Origin of the sequence: Psychrobacter sp. TB55-MNA-CIBAN-0194, from assembly GCF_040309505.1 — a bacterium.
In the GTDB taxonomy this organism is placed as follows: Bacteria; Pseudomonadota; Gammaproteobacteria; order Pseudomonadales; family Moraxellaceae; genus Psychrobacter; species Psychrobacter fozii.
The window spans coordinates 290753-309355 of record NZ_JBEOOW010000003.1; the positions used below are offsets into that span (position 1 = coordinate 290753).

Genomic DNA, 18603 nt, shown 5'->3' on the forward strand with positions numbered 1-18603 from the left:
TCTAGTGAGGCTCAAAATATAAGGATTAAAATGAGCATCGAAAAAATTCCATTCAAAGTCTCTGCTAGGACAGCTAGGCTAATAGGTAGAGAGAATGTAGCTTCAGCCAAAGGAGCTGTTATTGAACTTGTTAAAAATGCTTACGATGCTGATAGTGATTTATGTATAGTCTATTTCGATTTTACATATACTAGATTGAAGGAAGAAGCGGATGAGAACTATCTATGTGAGTTGTATAAGTCTGGAATCAGCAGATGCATTTTAAATAAATACTATAAAAAACATAGTGTGAAGAACGATATATATAAGTTTCAATCTGAATCAGACGAGGATATATTAGACTTCAAGAGTCATCTTTCAAAATGTGTTGTCCTATATATAATCGATTTTGGCGAAGGAATGACCAAAGATATTATCATTAACAATTGGATGACTATAGGTACGGATAATAAAGCTAATGATATATTTACTCAATCGGGAAGAGTAAAGTCAGGAGCTAAGGGGATTGGAAGATTTGCTCTTGATAGGTTGGGGTCAAAATGTAAGATGACCACTGTTTTTAATCCTGACGTCCACCAAAAGTTCAAAAGTATAGATATGGCAAATGGATATGAATGGGAGGTTAACTGGGAGGACTTTGACGGTCAAAACAAGACGATTGATAGTGTCAATGCAACTCTTATGCAAAGAAATAGCCTTGATTATCTAGATGAGGTTAAAAAAATTATACCAGAAGAAGAGTGGAGCATAATTAGGGATCGTATCTATGAAACAAAAAACAGTAGTATATCAACTGATTTCGGTACTATTCTTAAGATATCTGGCTTGAGAGATGATTGGAGTGAGTATTACATCAATCAGTTGTATAAGGACCTAGAAGTACTTGTCCCTCCGAAAGAAACTGCTGAGTTTATCTTGTTTCTTTATAGTTCTTCACATAAGACTGATTACGGCGAGATTCAGGGAATAGTATGTGATGATTATGATTTTAAGCTAGTCGCTAAGGCAAGCCGGGATAAAAATGTAGAAATAAAAGTTTATAGAAATGAGTATGATGTTCAGTCTCTACCAGACTCACTCTTTGAAATGCCTACTTTCCAAGAAGAACCTTATCTAAAAGAAGATTTTGAAAGGGGGTTTTGGCAAGTAACAAGAACCTTCGGTGAGTTATTGCCCGGATATACAGTCGTTGATCAGGACAACGTTTTTGATGACATTGGTGAGTTTGAGTTCACATTATTTTTTATGAAGAAAACTTATAGCTCTCCTGATGCTAAACGTTTTTTTTATAGAGCAATTAACTCAAGCCAAAGAAAATATTGGTTAGATTCATTTAGTGGGATCAAGATTTTTAGAGATGATTTTAGAGTAAGACCTTATGGTGAAGTGAATCAAAGCTCTTTTGATTGGCTTGGTCTCGGTAGTAGGAAGGCAGCAAGTCCTGCTGGTGTTGCAAAAAAAGGTGCTGGCTATAGAATTAATCCTGAAAACATATCGGGCGCAATAAAAATATCTAGATTGACTAATATTGCATTTGAAGACAAATCAAGTCGGGAAGGTCTTCAAGACAATAAAACTTTTGAAGTATTTAAAAAAATCATTAACTCAATAATTCATGTTTTTGAAATCGATAGGTCTTATATAGCTCAGCATATGGATCAATACGATAGATCTTTCCATCAAGGCTCTAGAGATAAAGAGAAAGCTAATAAATTAGCTGAAGAGATAATCAAAAGAAGTAGAGAGAAATCTGGTAGTCAGGCCTCTAGCAGCAATGTAAGTAGCGATCCTGAGAAAGAAGTTCTAGCCTATGCAGTCGAATCTAAAAATGAAGAAATAGAAAAGTTAAAAGAAGAGCAAAAAATGCTTAGAGCTTTAGCTAGCAGTGGTATTGTTATGGCTTCTTTCAGCCACGATTTAAGCAAATTAAAAGATATCTTAAAACATAGAATTAGTAGATTAGAACGGGTTCTCTCTGAAAGTTTAGAAGAAAATGATTTTTCTAATGTACCTGTATTTAGAAACCCATTTCATCTAGCAAGAAATATGAAGAAAGACGATATGAAGTTAGCGAATTGGCTAAGCTTTTCATTAGGATCTACTAGAAAAGACAAAAGAAATCGAAAGAATATAAAACTTGTACCTTATTTCAAAAACTACAAACAAGATTGGACCGGAGTCTTAGACAGCCGTAACATCAATCTAATTATTGATGACGTCAATGACTGTTCTATAAGGGCTTTCGAGATTGATTTAGATAGTATTTTTAATAATCTTTTAGTTAATTCAATAGACTCATTTAACATCCTAAAAGAAAATAGGGATAGAGAGGTTTGTGTTAAAGTATCTGAAACTGACAGTCAATTGATTATTGAATATAAAGATAGTGGGTGCGGGCTAAATCCAGAGATTACGAATGCTAATGAAATTTTTGAACCGCTTTTTACAACTAAGAGGAGCTCTTCCACTGGTGACGAAGTAGGTACTGGTCTAGGAATGTGGATAATAAAGTCAGTTATCGAAGAAAATGATGGTGATATCCAGCTCCTTTATCCTAATATTGGCTTTGCAGTAAAAATAACTTTTCCTACAAAGTTTAAGAGAAAAGAAAATGATTAAAATAATGTTTATTGATGAAGAGAAAGCAACACATGAACTATTTGAGGAGTATGTATATAACTCTTCTCTAGCTGATGAAATCAAGCTGATTCCAGTGTTTCCAGAATCAAAACTAGATGACATGTGTGAGAAAATATTAAAATCTGATATTGATGCTGTCGTTTCTGATTTCATGCTTAATGAGATCAAAGAAGATATTGTTTATGCCATAGAATACAATGGAGTAGACCTTGTGGAATCTATTCTAGAGATAAAGAAGGGCTTTCCTTGCTTTGTTATGACTTCCTACGATACTGATGCTATTGATGCAAGTGAAGATGTAAACAAAGTTTACGCTAAAGAGATTTTATATGGTGATGATACGGCTAAAGGAAATGACCCATTTCTCATTCGTTTGAAAAGCCAGTGTGATAAGTATCGAAAGAAAATTTCTGAGGCTCAGGAAGAGCTAACGTCACTAATAGAAAATTCTAATGAGCGTAAATTAAGTATCAAAGAGGAAGAGCGGTTAATAGAGCTTGATGATTTTCTTGAAGAATCTATAGATGCTAGAAATCCAATACCTCATGAGCTAAAAAAAATATCAAACCAAGACAATTTAGTTAAATTACTATCTAAAGTAGATGAGTTCATTGAGGAATTCAAAAAAAATGATCAAATTTAGAAAACAAGCTCCGGTAAGAACATGCACGATAACCTATAAAAATTATAGATCGTTTAAAACATACTTAGCTAGCGATTTTAATAAAAGATGCGGATATACAGACTGCTCAGATATTTGGTTCGGTGGCTCAGGAACATTTCATATTGACCACTTCAGACCTCATTCCCTGCATCCTGGAATCAAGACTGCTTATTCAAATTTAGTTTATAGCTGTTCTTATGTAAATAACACCAAATCAGATATAGATAATCCACATTTTCTTGACCCTTGTGATCACGATTATAATACACATTTCAATAGAAATAGTAATGGTAGTATCGTGCCAGTTTCATCAGATGCAAAAATTATGTATCATGTATTAAAACTTTATTTATTAAGATATCAAATAATATGGATGCTCGATGAGATTCATCAAAGAATGGAAATGATTAGTGAAATAAATAGAAATAATCCTAGTCTGAGAGCCAAAGACTTATTAGCCGAGCTTGTTGATTATTGGGTCATATACATAAAGTATTTGAGATCACATCAGTAATATCAGAATATATGAGGTTAAATATCAATCTCCAATCAGCCCATTTAAATCAATTTCGTATTTGGCTTCGAAATAGCTATTTATCTTATTAATATCTTTCTCAGAAAGTAGATAGTCAATTTCATGTTCATTAAAGTTATATATACCAAAGTTACGAATATAATTTCCATTTAATGAATAATAATTAGCAGAATAAGGTTTGCCTGTCGAAGATATATAGAACCAAAATAAACGTGTTTGCATAATTAACCTGGCAAATTCAATCTCTTTCAATGAATTACCTATTAGAGCAAGTCCATTATAAAATTTGACTGACCTGTCGGTATTTATTATGAAGTATGGATTTGAATTTGAATACTTTGGGAAAAAGAGTTTGTATTCTAAATTCTGCAGAGACTGCGTTCTACCGAACGAGTACCAAGCCGCATAATTCCCCTTACCTTTATCTCGTAAAGCTAACTTATCTTTATTCAACTTTAAATATTTGTATGCTTGAGGGAAATGTGTCTGTAGTTCTTTTTCATCAATTAAGACAGCTTTATCATTAAAAGTTAAATAAGGAAAAATGATCTGTTGTACTAGCTCTTCTGCAACTTGCATACTACTCAATTTATTAGTATTGTAAATATCTCGACAAATTCCTTTTTCAATTGGATATTCATTATTCTCATCATCTAGAAGGTAATGGTAACTTTCATTACTCCTGCAGGGTTTAAAAATAAAAATATCGTTTTTGAGTGTTGCAATTCCATGACGTGTTGTGAAAATTTCACCGAAAGGCTTCCCTGTTGCCTCAATTTTCTCAATCAAATCATGATTTTGAAGATTCCAACCAGTATGAGAATTTAAATTATTGTAATATACTTGATGAAAGTCTATTTCATTGATTTCTGAAAGGTTCTGCGAGTTAGTACGTACATAGTTAATGTGGTTTTGCTTAGATTTCTTAATTAAACATAAGCAAGTATATGTGTTCTTTGATTTAAATACTTGTTCAGAACCAAAATCAATAATTTTCATTTGTAATGATAGAGTTTTAAAATATTCTCTTAAAAGTCTTGCATTTAAGCTCTTAAAGAATGAGTTCATCGTGATAAAACCAATTAAACCATTGGGCTTTAAGTTTTCAATCGCAATTTGGAAAAAAGGAATATATAAGTCTGTATTTCCAGAATTTGTAACACTCCAATGTTTGAGGTTTTTTTTGCTATTTTCATCTAGGTTTTTTGCACAAACATATGGCGGATTTCCAATAATGAAATCAAAACCTTTAAAATCATCAACTACATTTTGCCACTTAAAAATTAAAGCATCTTGTACGTATAAATTAAACTTGTACTCTGAGTCATCTTGACCTTGTAATAATGCATTTAGAGAAAGCAGAATCTTTGTTCTATTAATTGAATATTCCTTGATATCTATACCGAATAAGTAGTTTTCATAAATATCTTTAAAGTCTAAATTTTTTTTCTGTTTCAATACTTGAGCTGTAGTTAGTAGGAAACCACCACATCCACAGGATATATCCACAAATGTAGATTTTTTAACTTTTTTTCTATAAGAAACTGTGTTAATTATATATTCCCTTATATAATTAGGTGTATATATTGCGCCACTAACAATCCTATCAGAAGGTGAAATGACAAATTCAAACATCTGAATTAAGTGTTCAAGAGTAAAAGAAATAATGCTTTCTTTCACCCTATTTAAGAAATCGCAATATTGAGAGAAATAAATACTACTTTCACAAACTAAGTAACTTAAAATAAATTTATTATTATTCACTGAGATATTATTAGCTTTTACAAAAGCTGAAACTATAAAGCTATCAACTAACTGTGGATCAGTAATAGATTCGCTTTTGAGTAAATCAAATATATTTTTCATTATTAAGTTGCTTCAAGTTATCTTTCAAAGTTTATATGACTAGATTGCCACAATAGGATTAAGGTTTTTATAAAAAATGCATAGTTAAGTTTAGGTTTATTAACCTATATTTTTGTCTGGAGCCAGCTCTGAGTCTAAGACCTTGTTCAACCAGAAAGGATAACTGAGGTGTGGAGAGTACATGTATCGTTTAGTAATTCCAAATTCTTTACAGATTTTAATAAAACTTATAGGCCAGTCTCTCATTATATAACATGAGAAGATCATACTGACTTTCCGCATGCCAAGTGACAAGTGTTCAGGCTCTGAATGCTTACGTATCATCACCCTATCAGTAATATACTTTTTATCTAAGTTGTTTATACGGATAATATACTTGAACATCTCAAAGCCGTTTTGACTGCAGAGTATAAATGACATAATCCGTTTAAAACCATCAAAGTAGATATGTGAGTAATTAAAATTTGAGTTGCCGATATTACCGTAGCCTCTAGTTAGCAATTGAAAATGCTCTCGGTTTGTCTTGAGCTCGTAATAACAGGGCTTTATTTTTGGGGCGTCTCTCAAGTCAGAATAGCATTGACTGCATTTTAGATAATCAAATTGTTGAAAGTGCTCGTTATGATTCTTTTCATAACGAATCAGGTCTATTGAGGCACCACACTTATAGCAGTTGTCTAAAAAACAAACACTATGAATATTACAAACCGTCAGAAATCCTAATCGCCAATACATCCTAAAATATGGAGTCTTATCTGTTGAGATACATACTGGACAGTACTGAATACTGCTCTTTTGACCCCTCTGATGAACACCTATGCTCAAAACCCATTTTATCTGCTTAGAATCATTTAAATGAGGATGAAAATAATCACAGTTAAAAGAGATTAACGTTTTATCTAAATCTTCTTTTTTAATTTTTACAGTGCTTAAAAGTGACTCAATATTTTTTTTAGAAAGCTGAGTATCAATATCTGACTTCCAAATATCAGTGTTTTGGAAAATAATAGTAGATAGCTGTGATGGTTTCATATTGAGAAATAAGGCATTACGGATGAACCAAGACCTAAGTAGTTCGTCTTTACATATTGGAAGTAACTGCAACCTATAGGATAGCTCTAGACCCTGATATTTACTGCTCATCTTAACTGACTTAATAGTTTACGTCTGCTAGAGGGTGGTAATAAATTCAAAGATTTGAAAGTGTTTTCATTGATACTAGTTTGATTGTTTTTAATAGAAAAAATAGCTAACTGTCTCAGGATTTGAAAAACTTCACCAATCAAGCCTTCACTCAGATAATGAATTTTTTCAAGATAAGGCTTCTTATATAGATACGAGGCCTCTGGTAATATTAAACCTTGCTCAATAGACGCAACTAATCGTGCAAAATTCTTGGTGTTATCTGGTGTATTCATCTTCCATCTTGGTAACACTTCTACCTGAAATCGATTGGCCAACTGTGGATCTACTTGAATAGCATGAAAAGCATCCTCAATGCCAGATCCAACGATTGGAATTTGTAGCGTGTTACTTAAATCCTTTATTGCATTGAGAAAGTTTTTTTGAGAGTTGTATGAACCTGCAATAACGTGCTGAATTTCATCAATAATCAACATTCTGGTTTTACGCTTTTTTAACACTCTAATGACTCTTTCTCTTTTCACACTAGCGCTTTCATTCTTCACATAAGGCGTACACAGCTCTTGCAATAGTCTAATATAGAAACTATTTTCATCTGGTTTTGAAGGTGCTGAAACCATGACTACAGGCTGAACATTAAGTGCAGTATCCTCATCAATATCGACTGGATAACGCCTTAAGAACTGTTTCAATATCTTCGTCTTCCCATTGTTAGAATCGCCAATAATCAATAAATTTGGCATTCTATCTGTCTTTGGGTAGCACATCAAATCTTCTAAACTATTAAGCACTTCTTGAGATCGTGGATAGCCAATCCATCTATCTGTATTCATATAGAAGATTTTTTCATCATTTGGAACTTTTATTAAACTTCGAGCTTTATCTGATAAATGTTCCACAGGTTACTCCTCTATATCTTCAAATGGCTGAATATCAAAGTCTATGTCCTCAATTTCTTCTAAATGAAGTTCTTCTAAATGCTTAGCTTTCACAACCATCTGTGGAATGGATTCTTTTACTCTGACAGACTCCTTTTGTTTCAAGCGTCTTATTTTTTTTGTCTCTTTCGAAGCGTTTTCAACGATGTTTGCCATCTTAATTCTAGCTTCAAAAATCTCGTCTTCGGTTACCTGACCTGTTGGGGCTGAATCTGCTAATCTTTTTTTGATCTCTCTTAGTTCCCATAAAGATATCGCTGGTCTACTCGAATTTCTATATGGCACAGTAATGTATGAGTTCATATCAGGATCATAGAAGAATACTGAACTTAGATCTCGTGGATCATATTTGATAGTAAATTGTTTCGACTTTCTACGTGTCTTGTCTGGTTGACGTATCCATTTTCTTAGCAGGTCATGATAATAGAGAATACCAAAAAGTTGTATGCCGTATTTTTGTACACTTCTTTCTTCATATGGTAAGAAATCTATTTTAAGTTGTAGTTCATGTTCTATCTTAGGAGGAAGCCCTCTACCCAAAGTAGTATCGTTACCTAATATTCCTTCTTTATACTTCTCAAATGGGGTTATTCCAAGTTCAGAATGAACAGTATGATGATAAATATTGACAACCAGTTCAGTAAACCAAGTTTCGAGTTCAAACAAAGTTAATACTGCTTTCTTTTCTGAATCGTATTCCCCTTTATCCACAATATTTGATTTAGTAGTTCCGGGTAGAGTATGTATGCCTGTATCATTGAAAGTCTTAAACAGCCTTTCGATATGACCGCCATACCTTGGCGTCCCAACTGGTCTTTTGGTTAGATTAATATGGTATTTCTCACATGCTCTTTTTAAAGCTTTACCATGAAACTCTTTGCCATTATCTGTATGGATAGTATCTATTAATCCATACACTGGCCATTGAGCATCTATTTTGTGATCTGCTAACCATTTCTTCTTATCTAAGATTGAGTGTGTAATACAACATCCTGTTAGCAAGGTATTTGGCTTTTCTAGTGAGATGTAAAAACCAGTAACCATCCTACTGAAAACATCAATTGCTAATGTAATTGTTGGCCTACCTATGGCCAGTCGATTAACATCATCAACAATCATAAGATCTAGAGGGGTATGGTCAATTTGTACAATTTCTAAAGGTTTTATCACCTCTGGAAACTTCCCAATGACAGGACGATAAGATTCTTGACCATTTTTACCTAGTCTTGTCGATCCAATTTCAGCAGCAGTAAGTTGAGATATTCTGTACCTTATAGTATTGATGTGTGGCGTAGTGAGTGAAGTTCCATGCAGCTTGTTATATTGATAAACTTGGATTTCTAGATTTCTAAAAATATCTGAAACTTTTAATTTATCTGTTGATAGATATTGAGTTATACATGATTGTATTATTGCCTCTATCTCAGGCTCGAAACGCCCATTATCCACACGCTTTTTTCTTAACAAACTGGTTGGATCACCGTTACTTGCTTTGTACTTTTGCAATTGCTTATATAAGGTCGGCTCTGATATCTTTAATTCTTCAGCAGCTTTTTTTATCTCGTCACGTCTGTCTTCATATTCAGATTGAAGAATGTTGTTAAAAAGTCCAGCCTTATTATGGATTTTAATCCACTCATCGTCTGGAATGTGCATTAGCTCAATAGCTGGTATTATCTCCGAACAGTCTTCATTGACAGGGCTTGAAGACAATTCAGAAATATGAATTTTTTTTGTCTTCCCAGTAAAACTGCTACGAACGCATACATGTTCTATATCCAGAATAGCTGTTATTCTATAACGAGAGTTACCACTAAAGACCTCTTCACCTACATTGAGTTTCACTTCATACATTTTATTAGATCCATATAGAAGATTGCATTGTTAAGGGACGAGTTAAATCAGCCTTTATTATCTGACTAGACAAGGCATACCATAAAGTATTTAAGAATTCAGCACGAGCTTCTAAATTGCTGGAACATATTCCAATAATATCTTCAGGGGTTGTTTCATCGAATCTTGAAACGACTTTCTTAATCATTTCAAGCTGATAGTTTTCGAAGCTTCTATGTCTATATGGAAGCAAAAATGTAGCATTCTTGAGGAAAGGAGTTCTAATTTCTTTTTCTGTCCAGATTTTAAATCGTGTGTCTGTTTCACTAGATAATTCTTTAATGGCTGCTCTAAACTTAGGTTTTAAAATACTCCAGTCTTCCTTTAGGTCTTCTCGATATTTAACCTCGATATAAAGCTTTTTCCCATTTTTATATTCTATAAGAATATCAGGTGTATATGTCCTACGTTTATTATCATGAAAGTAATCGAATGTTCTTGGTTGAGAAAGGTAACTTATAATAGATGGATTAAATTCAGTTAATATCAGAGCATCGCGTTCTAGGCTTGATTCAAAGCCTGAGTACATACCGTTGTTATTACCATGAACAAATCCTGTCATAGTTCTATGATTTCTAGGGATAATTCTTGCGGGAGAATTATCATTTAAAGTTGTATATTTAGTCATTTTTATCAAATTATCATTTATTGTTTTATTATTAGAACTGTTACCTCCTCGATATTATCAGTTAAAATTGTAGTTGTCAGCCGCTGTCGACCCGAGCAAATCAAACGCTATCAAGACAAGCTCTCAGGGCCACTATTAGATCGTATTGATTTGCATATCACCGTGCCTGCTTTGCCCATTGCCGACTTGCAAAATGCTCAAGCAGGTGAGACCTCCGAACAAGTGCGTGTTAGAGTCATTGCCGCTCATAAGCATCAGATGCAGCGACAGCAAAAGGTCAATAATGAGCTGAGCCCTAGCGAGATTGACAAATATATTCAGCTAGGAGATAGTGAGCAGCAGCTATTACAACTCGCTCAGCAGCGCCTAAACTTGTCCGCGCGTGGCTACCATCGAGTATTGCGAGTAGCGCGTACTATCGCAGACCTTTCTGATAGTGTAGATATCACGAGTGTCCATGTATCCGAGGCACTCAGTTATCGTAGCAAGTGACTTTATTCCCACAAGATGAGCCACACATTCCCACAAGATAAGTCTTACAAGGTAAGCCACAAAAGATGCGACTAACCTTGTGGAAATTTTTGAGATTATAATTATTTAAGCAGATAATCTTGCAGCGCCTGAAAGCTATCAAACGCTTCGGTAGGATTTAGCTCACGAATATCTTGCCCGTAGTTATAGCCATAAGATAGCCCAAGCGTGTCCATATTGGCATTTTGTCCGGCTAAGATATCGTTTCTAGAATCACCAATCATAACGGCTTGTTCTGGAGAAATGTTTAATGCTTCACAGACATGCAATAGCGGTGCCGGATCAGGCTTTTTAGTCGAGAGACTATCACCGCCCAGTACTTCACTGAATAAGTCTTGCCAGCCAAAGGATTGTAAGATTTTTGGTACAAAACGAATGGGCTTATTGGTTACTAACGCCAGTGTATAACCTGCGTCCTTTAGTTTCTTTAGTCCGCTATCGACATCTGGGTAAGCGACGGTTTTGCTGCCACTGAGATTTTTATAAGCCTCAAAAAATATTTGCTCTGCGTGATCAGCTTCCTCGACCGTTAACTCATTTTCTAACACTTCTACCTTACCCACTAGCGCGCGCTCGACCAATAATCTTGAACCATTGCCTATCCAGTTGCGTATCGTCTCGATAGGGTAGGTCTCTTTGCCAAGGGTGGTTAGCATGGCATGGGTCGCATCAGCCAAATCTGGTACGCTATCGATCAATGTACCATCGAAATCAAAAATCAAAAGTTGTTTCGTTTTTACAGTCATTATTATTTACCCATGCTATTAAGTGTGTACTTTTTTGAATTGCTGGCTACAGTTTTTATTACCTTAGCATAGCGAGACGTTAAGTCTAAATTTTTGTCACCAGTAACGATAAACGATCATTATAAACAGTCATTATGACCATTGATTATGAATGGCCATTTGTTTACGTGATATTTATGGGTTGTGGACGATACTTTAAGTCTACTCAACCTCTTTATAACGTTCGCGATGCTCTTTTTTCATTCTTAAATAGTCTTCGTTTTCGCGGCACAGATCCCATTTCTGTTTAAATATACGTGCAGATTCGGCCTTGATAGGGTCTTCCTCTTGCCGTGGCAGCTCTTCTCGCCCATGTGCACCGCTTTGGCCTTTTTTATCATCAGGGACGGCTCCCTTATATTTTTTGCCACCTTTATGGTTGGCATAGCGACGGGCACGGGTATAGCCCATTTGAATAAATTTGCGCGCCATATCCGCACCGACAAAGTCATCGTTAGCCAAATAATCTAAGAACATCTGATAAATAGTGTCACTACTCTCGGTCGCAATGTCAGGATCGGCAAAACGCCAGTGTGGTAATATTTCAGATTTGTATGGCTCTACGAGCAGCACTCCTTGCTCACCACGACCAACACGATACAGCTCGGGCTGCACACGCAAGTCTAGATTTTGGTAGTCTAAGTCGTAATCAAATTCTCTCATAACGTTACCTGCTGAGGATATTGATATTTAATACACCCTAGTATACTGAGCCGGACTGTTGAAAAAACAGCCTATAAATGTTGTTCAGCTGTGACTGTCAGCGTTATATTCTGCCTATTATAAAACCGCTTCAATACTATCGCGGGTTGAAGACATTACTTATCAGGAAGCCAATCATCATGAATAAAATAACGACTACGTATTCACGTTTTATGCGGTTAACACAGAACAGCTTTATGATGTCAGCCGTACTGATAAGTATGCTAATCTCTAGTGCAGCTCATAGCGCTTGGTTTGAGGGTTTGATTCCAAAGGGGGAGACATACACGGTACGCGAGATAGATCGTGATTTGGCATTTGTGATTGATGGGTTTATTTATGATGCGCGTACATCTTGTTTCTTAGCCGTGGGCGATCGAGTGATATTTTTCGAAGGACGTCATGGTATTGATTACCGTGCGACGGTTTATGATTTGGACTCGCGTGAGCGTTGTGAGTTACTATTAAGAAAGCGTTTGTGATAAGTAAGAAAGCGCTTATAGCCATTCCACTATAAAAATATTACTGCGTTAATCTTGCTTGAAGTATTTCATATACATCTGAGCATGTCACCTAAACATAAAAATCCAAACATAAAAAAAGCCCCAAACATAAATGTTTGGGGCTTTTTAGAATTCTTAAACGAAATGGTGGCTCGAGGCAGGTTCGAACTGCCGACACACGGATTTTCAATCCGTTGCTCTACCGACTGAGCTATCGAGCCGTCTTCGTTGAGGCGCTATTAAACTAAATATACGCACTGCTGTCAAGCAGTTTTTGCATTATATCTGATAAAAGACGATAAATAGTCAGAAATGGGCAAAATTAAACACTCTAGTTGTCAGTTTAGTCTTTGACACGCAGTAGTTCGTACTCGCTCATGATCCGATGAATGTCGGTATCGACAGGCACAAACTCACGTACGCCTTTTTTCACTTCGGCATCATAGACCAGTTTAATAAACTTGGCATCAATGGCTCGGCCGCGATTTTGCGCATGTACGGTCAGGTATTGTAAGCGCTTAGCATTGGTCTGCCCATCATCAAAGCAGGCGACAGCAGCGATAGGCTTGTCATTGAACATACCAACATAGAGATACTGTCCACGCTTAAATCCTTGCTCAACGAGACTTAACACATCGGCACCACTGGGCTGAGCATCATCGCTGTCATATAAAGCCTGCAGGCGTTCTGCTAGCTCGTTTTCGCGTGCAGGTTTTTTAATTAGTGGTGCGTCCAAACTATTGATGGCGATCGCTTCTAAAGGCATAGCAGTTCCTATAAACAGAGGGTTTCTATGATGTGAGACATCATAATGTCATAGAGTGTGATGTCGCAAATGGTCGTGTTATAGCATTAGCGTGCGTCATGATTGATAATACTGAACACACTATTTTAGCAGAATGACGTAAATTTGTGCGTGGTTTACGGCTTGGACATAGCAGTAAATGTTAGGGTTTGCTATGATAAGGCTAGATAACATTTAATACGTATAACGCCTAATATCTTGATACCTTTTGTATATATCACTTTCTAATACCTTTTTCGCTAAGGTCTGATTCAGACACTAGTAAAATATTTTGGGCGTGTTTTCGTCCTATTTTATTGACCGCTTTTCACTGATAAAAAACTGATAGAGAGTAGCCATGACAGCCAATGCAACTGAGCAAAACCCATCACAGAACCCGAACCTACATGGTCGTCCAGCACGTATCGCCACGGTTGAGCGTATCACTGCAGAGACGCAAGTGAAGTGTACTGTCAACCTTGATGGTACTGGTCAAGGCACTGTAGACACTGGTGTACCGTTTTTGGATCATATGATTGATCAAATCAAGCGTCACGGTTTATTTGACTTGGATATCAAGTGCACAGGCGATACCTTTATCGATGATCACCATAGCGTCGAAGACACAGGTATCACCTTGGGACAAGCGTTCAATAAAGCATTGGGCGACAAAAAAGGTATCCGTCGTTATGGGCATTTTTATGCGCCACTCGATGAGTCGTTGACTCGCGCCGTTGTCGATCTATCAGGTCGTCCTGGTTTACACATGGACATTCCGTTTACCCGCTCGCACGTGGGCGGTTTTGATGTTGATTTGTTCAGTGAGTTTTTCTACGGCTTCGTCAATCACTCATGGATGACCGTGCATTTGGACAATCTCAAAGGCAAAAATAGCCATCACCAAATCGAGTCGACCTTTAAGGCTTTTGCCCGTGCCCTACGTATGGCTTGTGAGTATGATGAGCGTGCGTTGAATACATTGCCATCGACTAAAGAGGCTTTTTAATGGCTAAAGTAACCAAAATTGCGCTACTAGATTATGGTATGGGTAATTTGCATTCCGCCAGTAAAGCATTGTCAGTGGTCGGGGCAGAAGTCTCTATCACCAATGATCCCAAAGTCGTCGCTGCGGCAGACAAGATCGTCTTCCCCGGTGTCGGTGCCATGCGTGACTGTATCGCTGGTATGCATGATGCTGGCATTGATGATGTCATACGTCAGGCGATATTTAATAAGCCCGTCATGGCCATCTGTATAGGCATGCAGGCATTGTTTGAGCAGTCAGTTGAAAATGGCGGTACAGACTGTCTTGGCATCTTAAACGGCACGGTAGAAGCATTTGACCCTACGTGGAAAGACAAGCAAGGCGCAACTATCAAAGTACCGCATATGGGCTGGAATACCATCAGTGGCATGGACTTTGATCATCCATTGTGGAATGGTATTCAAGACAACGCGCATTTTTACTTTGTGCACAGTTATTACTGCGAGCCTGCCGATCACTCACAAGTGGCTGCCATTTGCGACTATGGTCAGCCGTTTTGTGCCAGTGTCATCCAAGACAACTTGTTTGCGACCCAGTTCCATCCAGAGAAAAGCCATACCGCCGGCTTGCAGCTGTTAAAAAACTTCGTCGAATGGGATGTATAAATAGACGATAAACGTGAATTGAATATTTGATTCAACAGTAAGGTAGATTATCCATTGTATAATCTGCCTTTTTTGTTCTCAGCTATTACTTTTTAGCGACTACTTTTAGCCATCATTGTTTAGTGATACGCTCAGTTGTTTTCTGCTCGTTTATATTTGGAATATCTCAGTGGATTTTACTGCCTTTAAAATGAATATTATCGAGACAACAGGGCTGGCCAAAGATGCTTTGCATATCTATGTTGGCATCGGTGTCTACCTACTTTGCCTCGTGGTGCTACGCCCTATTTTTAAGAAGCAAGGTATCAGGTCATTCATAGCTGTCATTGTCGTAACTGGCATTGCGTTGTTGGGTGAGTATTTGGACAATCGAGAGACGATTGAATCGTTAGGCATGGCAGGTCTAAGCCGTGATCAGATTACCGCAAGTATCCGTGATTTGATCAATACCTGCATGCTGTCTTATGTGCTTTATGGGCTTATGACGTGGACGAAAATCTTTAATGCGTCCAATCCCTCAACTAAGCTACTAAAGCAACGCTAATATTCCGAAGTGATTTTATTTTAGATGTTAACAAAGTGAACTTAAGTGGGATTTTATGATGTAGAATTCATAATATAAAATATATAGCAGTCCATATTATGCCTTCATTTAAAATACCTACTTACATTTTTTCTTCTACTATTTTATGTCTAACGATGTTTAGCTATCATTCAGCAGTGGCAAATCAAAACGTCATCATTGACCTAAATAAACCAATATCGGCAGTACTTTTGGCACAGTACAATCGTGATGGTATCGAGATTGACTACGATGATACGACTGTATTAAAAAAAGTCTTCGTGACTGACGACAATGGGGCAATCGCTCGTCAGTTACCAAGCGGCGCTGCTAGAAAGGTGAAAAGCTATACCTTTGGAGAGAAATTAGAGGTTATTGAAGATAGAGGTGACTGGTATGCGGTGCGGGACAAAATTTATAGAGAATATGATGAGAACGGTGACGGGGTTGTAGAGACTAATATTGTCAAATGGGAAAAGGTCTTTGTGAAAAAAGATCATACAGGAGCCATTCGTAAAACTATCTTAACGCCTGATGAATTAAACATCATAACCTACTTATTAGCAGATGGAAAAGATGAACGTTTTGAAAAGGGAAAAGCACTTAAAACTTATCTTAAGTTCGAATTAATCGACAAATCCTTGTTTGAAAAAAAGCGTCCACTTGCGGTCAATTTTTTATCTAAAGACAAAATGATTAAAAAGCAAAAAGGTGTCCTGTCGATTCCAACTACCAAAAAAGTAGTTAAGCTGATCGATATTGACACTGATGATGACAGTAGAGCTAGCTTTGAATATATTGGACAGATTAATGCTTTAAATCAGCATCTAATTTTTGGGCAATTCTGGGAAATCTCTGGTTATACGATGATTGATAAGACGAACGGAGAGGAGACTCAAAGTATTATAGGCTTCCCTTATCTTTCTCCAAATAAGAAGTACATTATTGCTGTCTATGCCGATCCTTACGGTGAACAACATGCTGACCTTGAGCTATATCGTATTGAGAATAAGCAAATCGTACCTATACTGAATGCAGAGTTCAAAAACTGGATGCCAGCTACTGAACCAGAAGACATATTTTGGGCAAGAGATGGCTACCTGTATCTAGCGGTTACCCATAGCCTTAATTTTTGGAAAGAAGATGGGCTCCTCAATGATAAATTCCGATATATTAGGATAAAGGTGGCTCTATAGAGAAGACGCCACCAAGACCTTTAGAAACCTATTTTTGATTATACAACTCACGCACCACTTCACCAATCGCTGCAATACCATCAGTCAGCGTCTGCTCATCAGCGGCGATACTCATACGAATACACTCATGTGCATGCTGATAATCACTGACATCGACACCGGGAAAGAAATACTGACTTGGCACAATGAGCGTGCCTTTTTCTTTTAAAATCTCGTACAGCTCAACCGTGCTAATCGGCAAGTCTTTAAACCACAACCATAAGAATATCGCGCCTTCAGGCTTATGAATCATCAATGGGTAATCGCCCAATGCTTCTTTTAACAGCTTCACGGCAAGGGTGGCCTGCTTTTGATAAAACGGCTTAATCTCATTATCAGCTAATTGCTTGATACGATCGTTTTCTACCAATGGCGTGGCAATCGCTGCACCAAAGCGTGTCGGGGCTAGATTCACCACCGCATTCATCGCGCTGACTGCTTTTATCACTTCAGCATCGGCTACGATAATACCAGTACGCATACCGGGCAGGCCAATTTTAGACAGGCTAAAGCACAGAATCGTATTGTTATCCCACGTCAAATGCGCATCTGAATAAATGATGTTAGGGAAGGGCATACCGTAAGCATTATCGATGATAAGGGGTATGTCATAACGTTTGGCAATCTCGGCCAAATGCGCCATTTCTTCATCAGTCAGCACGTTGCCAGTCGGGTTGGTCGGGCGTGAGCAGCAAATCGCGCCAATACGGCCTTCCTTTAGTGCTGGCAAGTTTTCTAATGCGTCAAAATCCACACGATATTTAAAGAAGCCTTCCTCGCCATCATGAGTCACTTCATCGATATGTGGCAATACCGCTGCGAAATGCTGACCTTCGACATGCACGTCGCTATAGCCGATATACTCAGGGGTCAATGGCAGTAGAATGGATTTGTCTACAGCTCCATTCTTTTCATCAGCAAAAGCGCCGCCAAATAGATTAAACAGATAGAAAAACGCATTCTGTGAGCCATTGGTCAGGGCAATATTTTCTGATGTCAGATTCCAATCATAATGACGGTTAAAGAAGCCAACCAAGGCATCGATAAAGGCCGAATCACCTTGCGGATTAGAGTAATTCGCCATGCTAATAATAGCGCTACTATTGGCCTCACCTGCATCGTTATCTGTGCCTAGTGCCTTATACGTCTCCAAAAACAGCTCATTGACGGCATCAATTTTGGCAGGGTTACCACCGCCCAGCATGTTGACTGGCTGATCGCTTTTGAGCGCATCGCCTAGATCGTCCATTAATTGTGAGATGCCAGTGGGTTGGGTAAATTTTTGACCGAACTTTGAGAATTTCATAAGACTACCATACTGTTTTGGAGGGTTTGATAAGAAGGAATTTGATTGATAAAAGTTAGGCTAGTATAGCAAATGAGGGCTGGGTAATCCCCCCAATAAATCAGCAAACTGCATGGCTGATATCGGTTAATACGTCTAGACAGCAAATGGACTAAAAAACACTCGCTAAATAAACAGTATGTTTAGGCCATAAAAAAACAGATTAATTAATAACCTGTTTTAGTGGAGCTATATCAAC

General features: G+C 37.2%; 16 protein-coding genes, 1 tRNA gene and 1 pseudogene. 8 read left to right on the plus strand and 10 right to left on the minus strand.

The genetic code is table 11. The features are described from left to right. Nucleotides 1–30: 30 nt before the first annotated feature. Nucleotides 31–2619, plus strand: a complete 2589-nt coding sequence (locus AAEY75_RS05555) for an ATP-binding protein (RefSeq protein WP_352258945.1) — start codon at nt 31–33, stop codon at nt 2617–2619. Nucleotides 2620–2623: 4 nt separating this feature from the next. Next, entirely contained in the window at nt 2624–3283 is a 660-nt protein-coding gene (locus tag AAEY75_RS05560; protein ID WP_352258947.1) for a hypothetical protein, read from the plus strand. Nucleotides 3284–3842: 559 nt separating this feature from the next. On the opposite strand, the gene AAEY75_RS05565 is transcribed toward AAEY75_RS05560, so the two are convergent. From AAEY75_RS05565 to AAEY75_RS05585, 5 genes are all read right to left on the minus strand, one after another. Beyond that, on the minus strand, nt 3843–5705 hold the full coding sequence (locus AAEY75_RS05565; protein WP_352258949.1) for an HsdM family class I SAM-dependent methyltransferase: 1863 nt from the start codon (nt 5703–5705) through the stop codon (nt 3843–3845). Nucleotides 5706–5804: 99 nt separating this feature from the next. After that, nucleotides 5805–6848: a TniQ family protein gene (locus AAEY75_RS05570; RefSeq protein ID WP_352258951.1), complete on the minus strand. Its 1044-nt coding sequence runs from the start codon at nt 6846–6848 to the stop codon at nt 5805–5807. Beyond that, nucleotides 6845–7747: a TniB family NTP-binding protein gene (locus AAEY75_RS05575; protein ID WP_352258953.1), complete on the minus strand. Its 903-nt coding sequence runs from the start codon at nt 7745–7747 to the stop codon at nt 6845–6847. The genes AAEY75_RS05570 and AAEY75_RS05575 overlap by 4 nt, the downstream gene beginning before the upstream one ends. A 3-nt stretch (nt 7748–7750) precedes the next feature. Beyond that, entirely contained in the window at nt 7751–9640 is a 1890-nt protein-coding gene (locus AAEY75_RS05580) for a TnsB C-terminal domain-containing protein (RefSeq protein ID WP_352258955.1), read from the minus strand. A 4-nt stretch (nt 9641–9644) separates the two neighbouring features. Next, nucleotides 9645–10307, minus strand: a complete 663-nt coding sequence (locus AAEY75_RS05585) for a TnsA endonuclease N-terminal domain-containing protein (RefSeq protein WP_352258957.1) — start codon at nt 10305–10307, stop codon at nt 9645–9647. 81 nt (nt 10308–10388) lie between these two features. On the opposite strand from AAEY75_RS05585, the pseudogene AAEY75_RS05590 reads away from it, so the two are divergent. After that, nucleotides 10389–10799, plus strand: a pseudogene (locus AAEY75_RS05590) (magnesium chelatase subunit ChlI family protein); the annotation flags it as partial. Nucleotides 10800–10900: 101 nt separating this feature from the next. Here the strand turns inward: AAEY75_RS05590 and AAEY75_RS05595 are convergent. Both AAEY75_RS05595 and AAEY75_RS05600 read right to left on the minus strand, forming a co-directional pair. Continuing rightward, nucleotides 10901–11584 (minus strand): phosphoglycolate phosphatase, encoded by a 684-nt coding sequence (locus AAEY75_RS05595; protein ID WP_197099444.1) that lies wholly within the window; start codon nt 11582–11584, stop codon nt 10901–10903. Between the two features lie 201 nt (nt 11585–11785). Further along, nucleotides 11786–12286 carry a DUF4385 domain-containing protein gene (locus tag AAEY75_RS05600; protein WP_197099443.1) on the minus strand — a complete coding sequence of 167 codons (501 nt, stop codon included), beginning with the start codon at nt 12284–12286 and terminating at the stop codon, nt 11786–11788. Nucleotides 12287–12465: 179 nt separating this feature from the next. Here AAEY75_RS05600 and AAEY75_RS05605 point away from each other — a divergent pair, with 179 nt between their 5' ends. Further along, nucleotides 12466–12807 carry a hypothetical protein gene (locus AAEY75_RS05605; RefSeq protein ID WP_352258960.1) on the plus strand — a complete coding sequence of 114 codons (342 nt, stop codon included), beginning with the start codon at nt 12466–12468 and terminating at the stop codon, nt 12805–12807. A 166-nt stretch (nt 12808–12973) separates the two neighbouring features. Here AAEY75_RS05605 and AAEY75_RS05610 read toward each other — a convergent pair. Together AAEY75_RS05610 and AAEY75_RS05615 are read right to left on the minus strand one after the other, a co-directional pair. Next, a tRNA-Phe gene (locus AAEY75_RS05610) sits at nt 12974–13049 on the minus strand. Nucleotides 13050–13171: 122 nt separating this feature from the next. Beyond that, the gene (locus tag AAEY75_RS05615) at nt 13172–13594 is read right to left on the minus strand and encodes a hypothetical protein (RefSeq protein ID WP_352258962.1); all 423 of its coding nucleotides are present in this window, start codon (nt 13592–13594) and stop codon (nt 13172–13174) included. 376 nt (nt 13595–13970) lie between these two features. Between AAEY75_RS05615 and hisB the strand changes: the two genes are divergently transcribed. The 4 genes from hisB to AAEY75_RS05635 all read left to right on the plus strand — a co-directional run bounded on the left by hisB (nt 13971) and on the right by AAEY75_RS05635 (nt 17020). Continuing rightward, the gene (gene hisB, locus AAEY75_RS05620) at nt 13971–14618 is read left to right on the plus strand and encodes an imidazoleglycerol-phosphate dehydratase HisB (RefSeq protein WP_110922184.1); all 648 of its coding nucleotides are present in this window, start codon (nt 13971–13973) and stop codon (nt 14616–14618) included. Next, the gene (hisH, locus tag AAEY75_RS05625; protein ID WP_352258964.1) at nt 14618–15262 is read left to right on the plus strand and encodes an imidazole glycerol phosphate synthase subunit HisH; all 645 of its coding nucleotides are present in this window, start codon (nt 14618–14620) and stop codon (nt 15260–15262) included. Before hisB ends, hisH begins: the two co-directional genes overlap by 1 nt. 169 nt (nt 15263–15431) lie before the next feature. Beyond that, nucleotides 15432–15806: a hypothetical protein gene (locus tag AAEY75_RS05630; RefSeq protein ID WP_352258966.1), complete on the plus strand. Its 375-nt coding sequence runs from the start codon at nt 15432–15434 to the stop codon at nt 15804–15806. A 98-nt stretch (nt 15807–15904) separates the two neighbouring features. Next, nucleotides 15905–17020: a hypothetical protein gene (locus AAEY75_RS05635; protein WP_352258968.1), complete on the plus strand. Its 1116-nt coding sequence runs from the start codon at nt 15905–15907 to the stop codon at nt 17018–17020. 28 nt (nt 17021–17048) lie between these two features. Here AAEY75_RS05635 and AAEY75_RS05640 read toward each other — a convergent pair whose 3' ends face one another. Next, entirely contained in the window at nt 17049–18365 is a 1317-nt protein-coding gene (locus tag AAEY75_RS05640; RefSeq protein ID WP_352258970.1) for a valine--pyruvate transaminase, read from the minus strand. Between the last annotated feature and the right edge of the window lie 238 nt (nt 18366–18603).

What these genes read in the sequence shown, in the direction of transcription:
- AAEY75_RS05555 (WP_352258945.1), top strand. Translation starts at nt 31, where the DNA reads ATGAGCATCGAAAAAATTCCATTCAAAGTCTCTGCTAGGACAGCTAGG.
- AAEY75_RS05560 (WP_352258947.1), top strand. Translation starts at nt 2,624, where the DNA reads ATGTTTATTGATGAAGAGAAAGCAACACATGAACTATTTGAGGAGTAT.
- AAEY75_RS05565 (WP_352258949.1), bottom strand. Translation starts at nt 5,705, where the DNA reads ATGAAAAATATATTTGATTTACTCAAAAGCGAATCTATTACTGATCCA.
- AAEY75_RS05570 (WP_352258951.1), bottom strand. Translation starts at nt 6,848, where the DNA reads ATGAGCAGTAAATATCAGGGTCTAGAGCTATCCTATAGGTTGCAGTTA.
- AAEY75_RS05580 (WP_352258955.1), bottom strand. Translation starts at nt 9,640, where the DNA reads ATGTATGAAGTGAAACTCAATGTAGGTGAAGAGGTCTTTAGTGGTAAC.
- AAEY75_RS05585 (WP_352258957.1), bottom strand. Translation starts at nt 10,307, where the DNA reads ATGACTAAATATACAACTTTAAATGATAATTCTCCCGCAAGAATTATC.
- AAEY75_RS05595 (WP_197099444.1), bottom strand. Translation starts at nt 11,584, where the DNA reads ATGACTGTAAAAACGAAACAACTTTTGATTTTTGATTTCGATGGTACA.
- AAEY75_RS05600 (WP_197099443.1), bottom strand. Translation starts at nt 12,286, where the DNA reads ATGAGAGAATTTGATTACGACTTAGACTACCAAAATCTAGACTTGCGT.
- AAEY75_RS05605 (WP_352258960.1), top strand. Translation starts at nt 12,466, where the DNA reads ATGAATAAAATAACGACTACGTATTCACGTTTTATGCGGTTAACACAG.
- AAEY75_RS05615 (WP_352258962.1), bottom strand. Translation starts at nt 13,594, where the DNA reads ATGCCTTTAGAAGCGATCGCCATCAATAGTTTGGACGCACCACTAATT.
- hisB (WP_110922184.1), top strand. Translation starts at nt 13,971, where the DNA reads ATGACAGCCAATGCAACTGAGCAAAACCCATCACAGAACCCGAACCTA.
- hisH (WP_352258964.1), top strand. Translation starts at nt 14,618, where the DNA reads ATGGCTAAAGTAACCAAAATTGCGCTACTAGATTATGGTATGGGTAAT.
- AAEY75_RS05635 (WP_352258968.1), top strand. Translation starts at nt 15,905, where the DNA reads ATGCCTTCATTTAAAATACCTACTTACATTTTTTCTTCTACTATTTTA.
- AAEY75_RS05640 (WP_352258970.1), bottom strand. Translation starts at nt 18,365, where the DNA reads ATGAAATTCTCAAAGTTCGGTCAAAAATTTACCCAACCCACTGGCATC.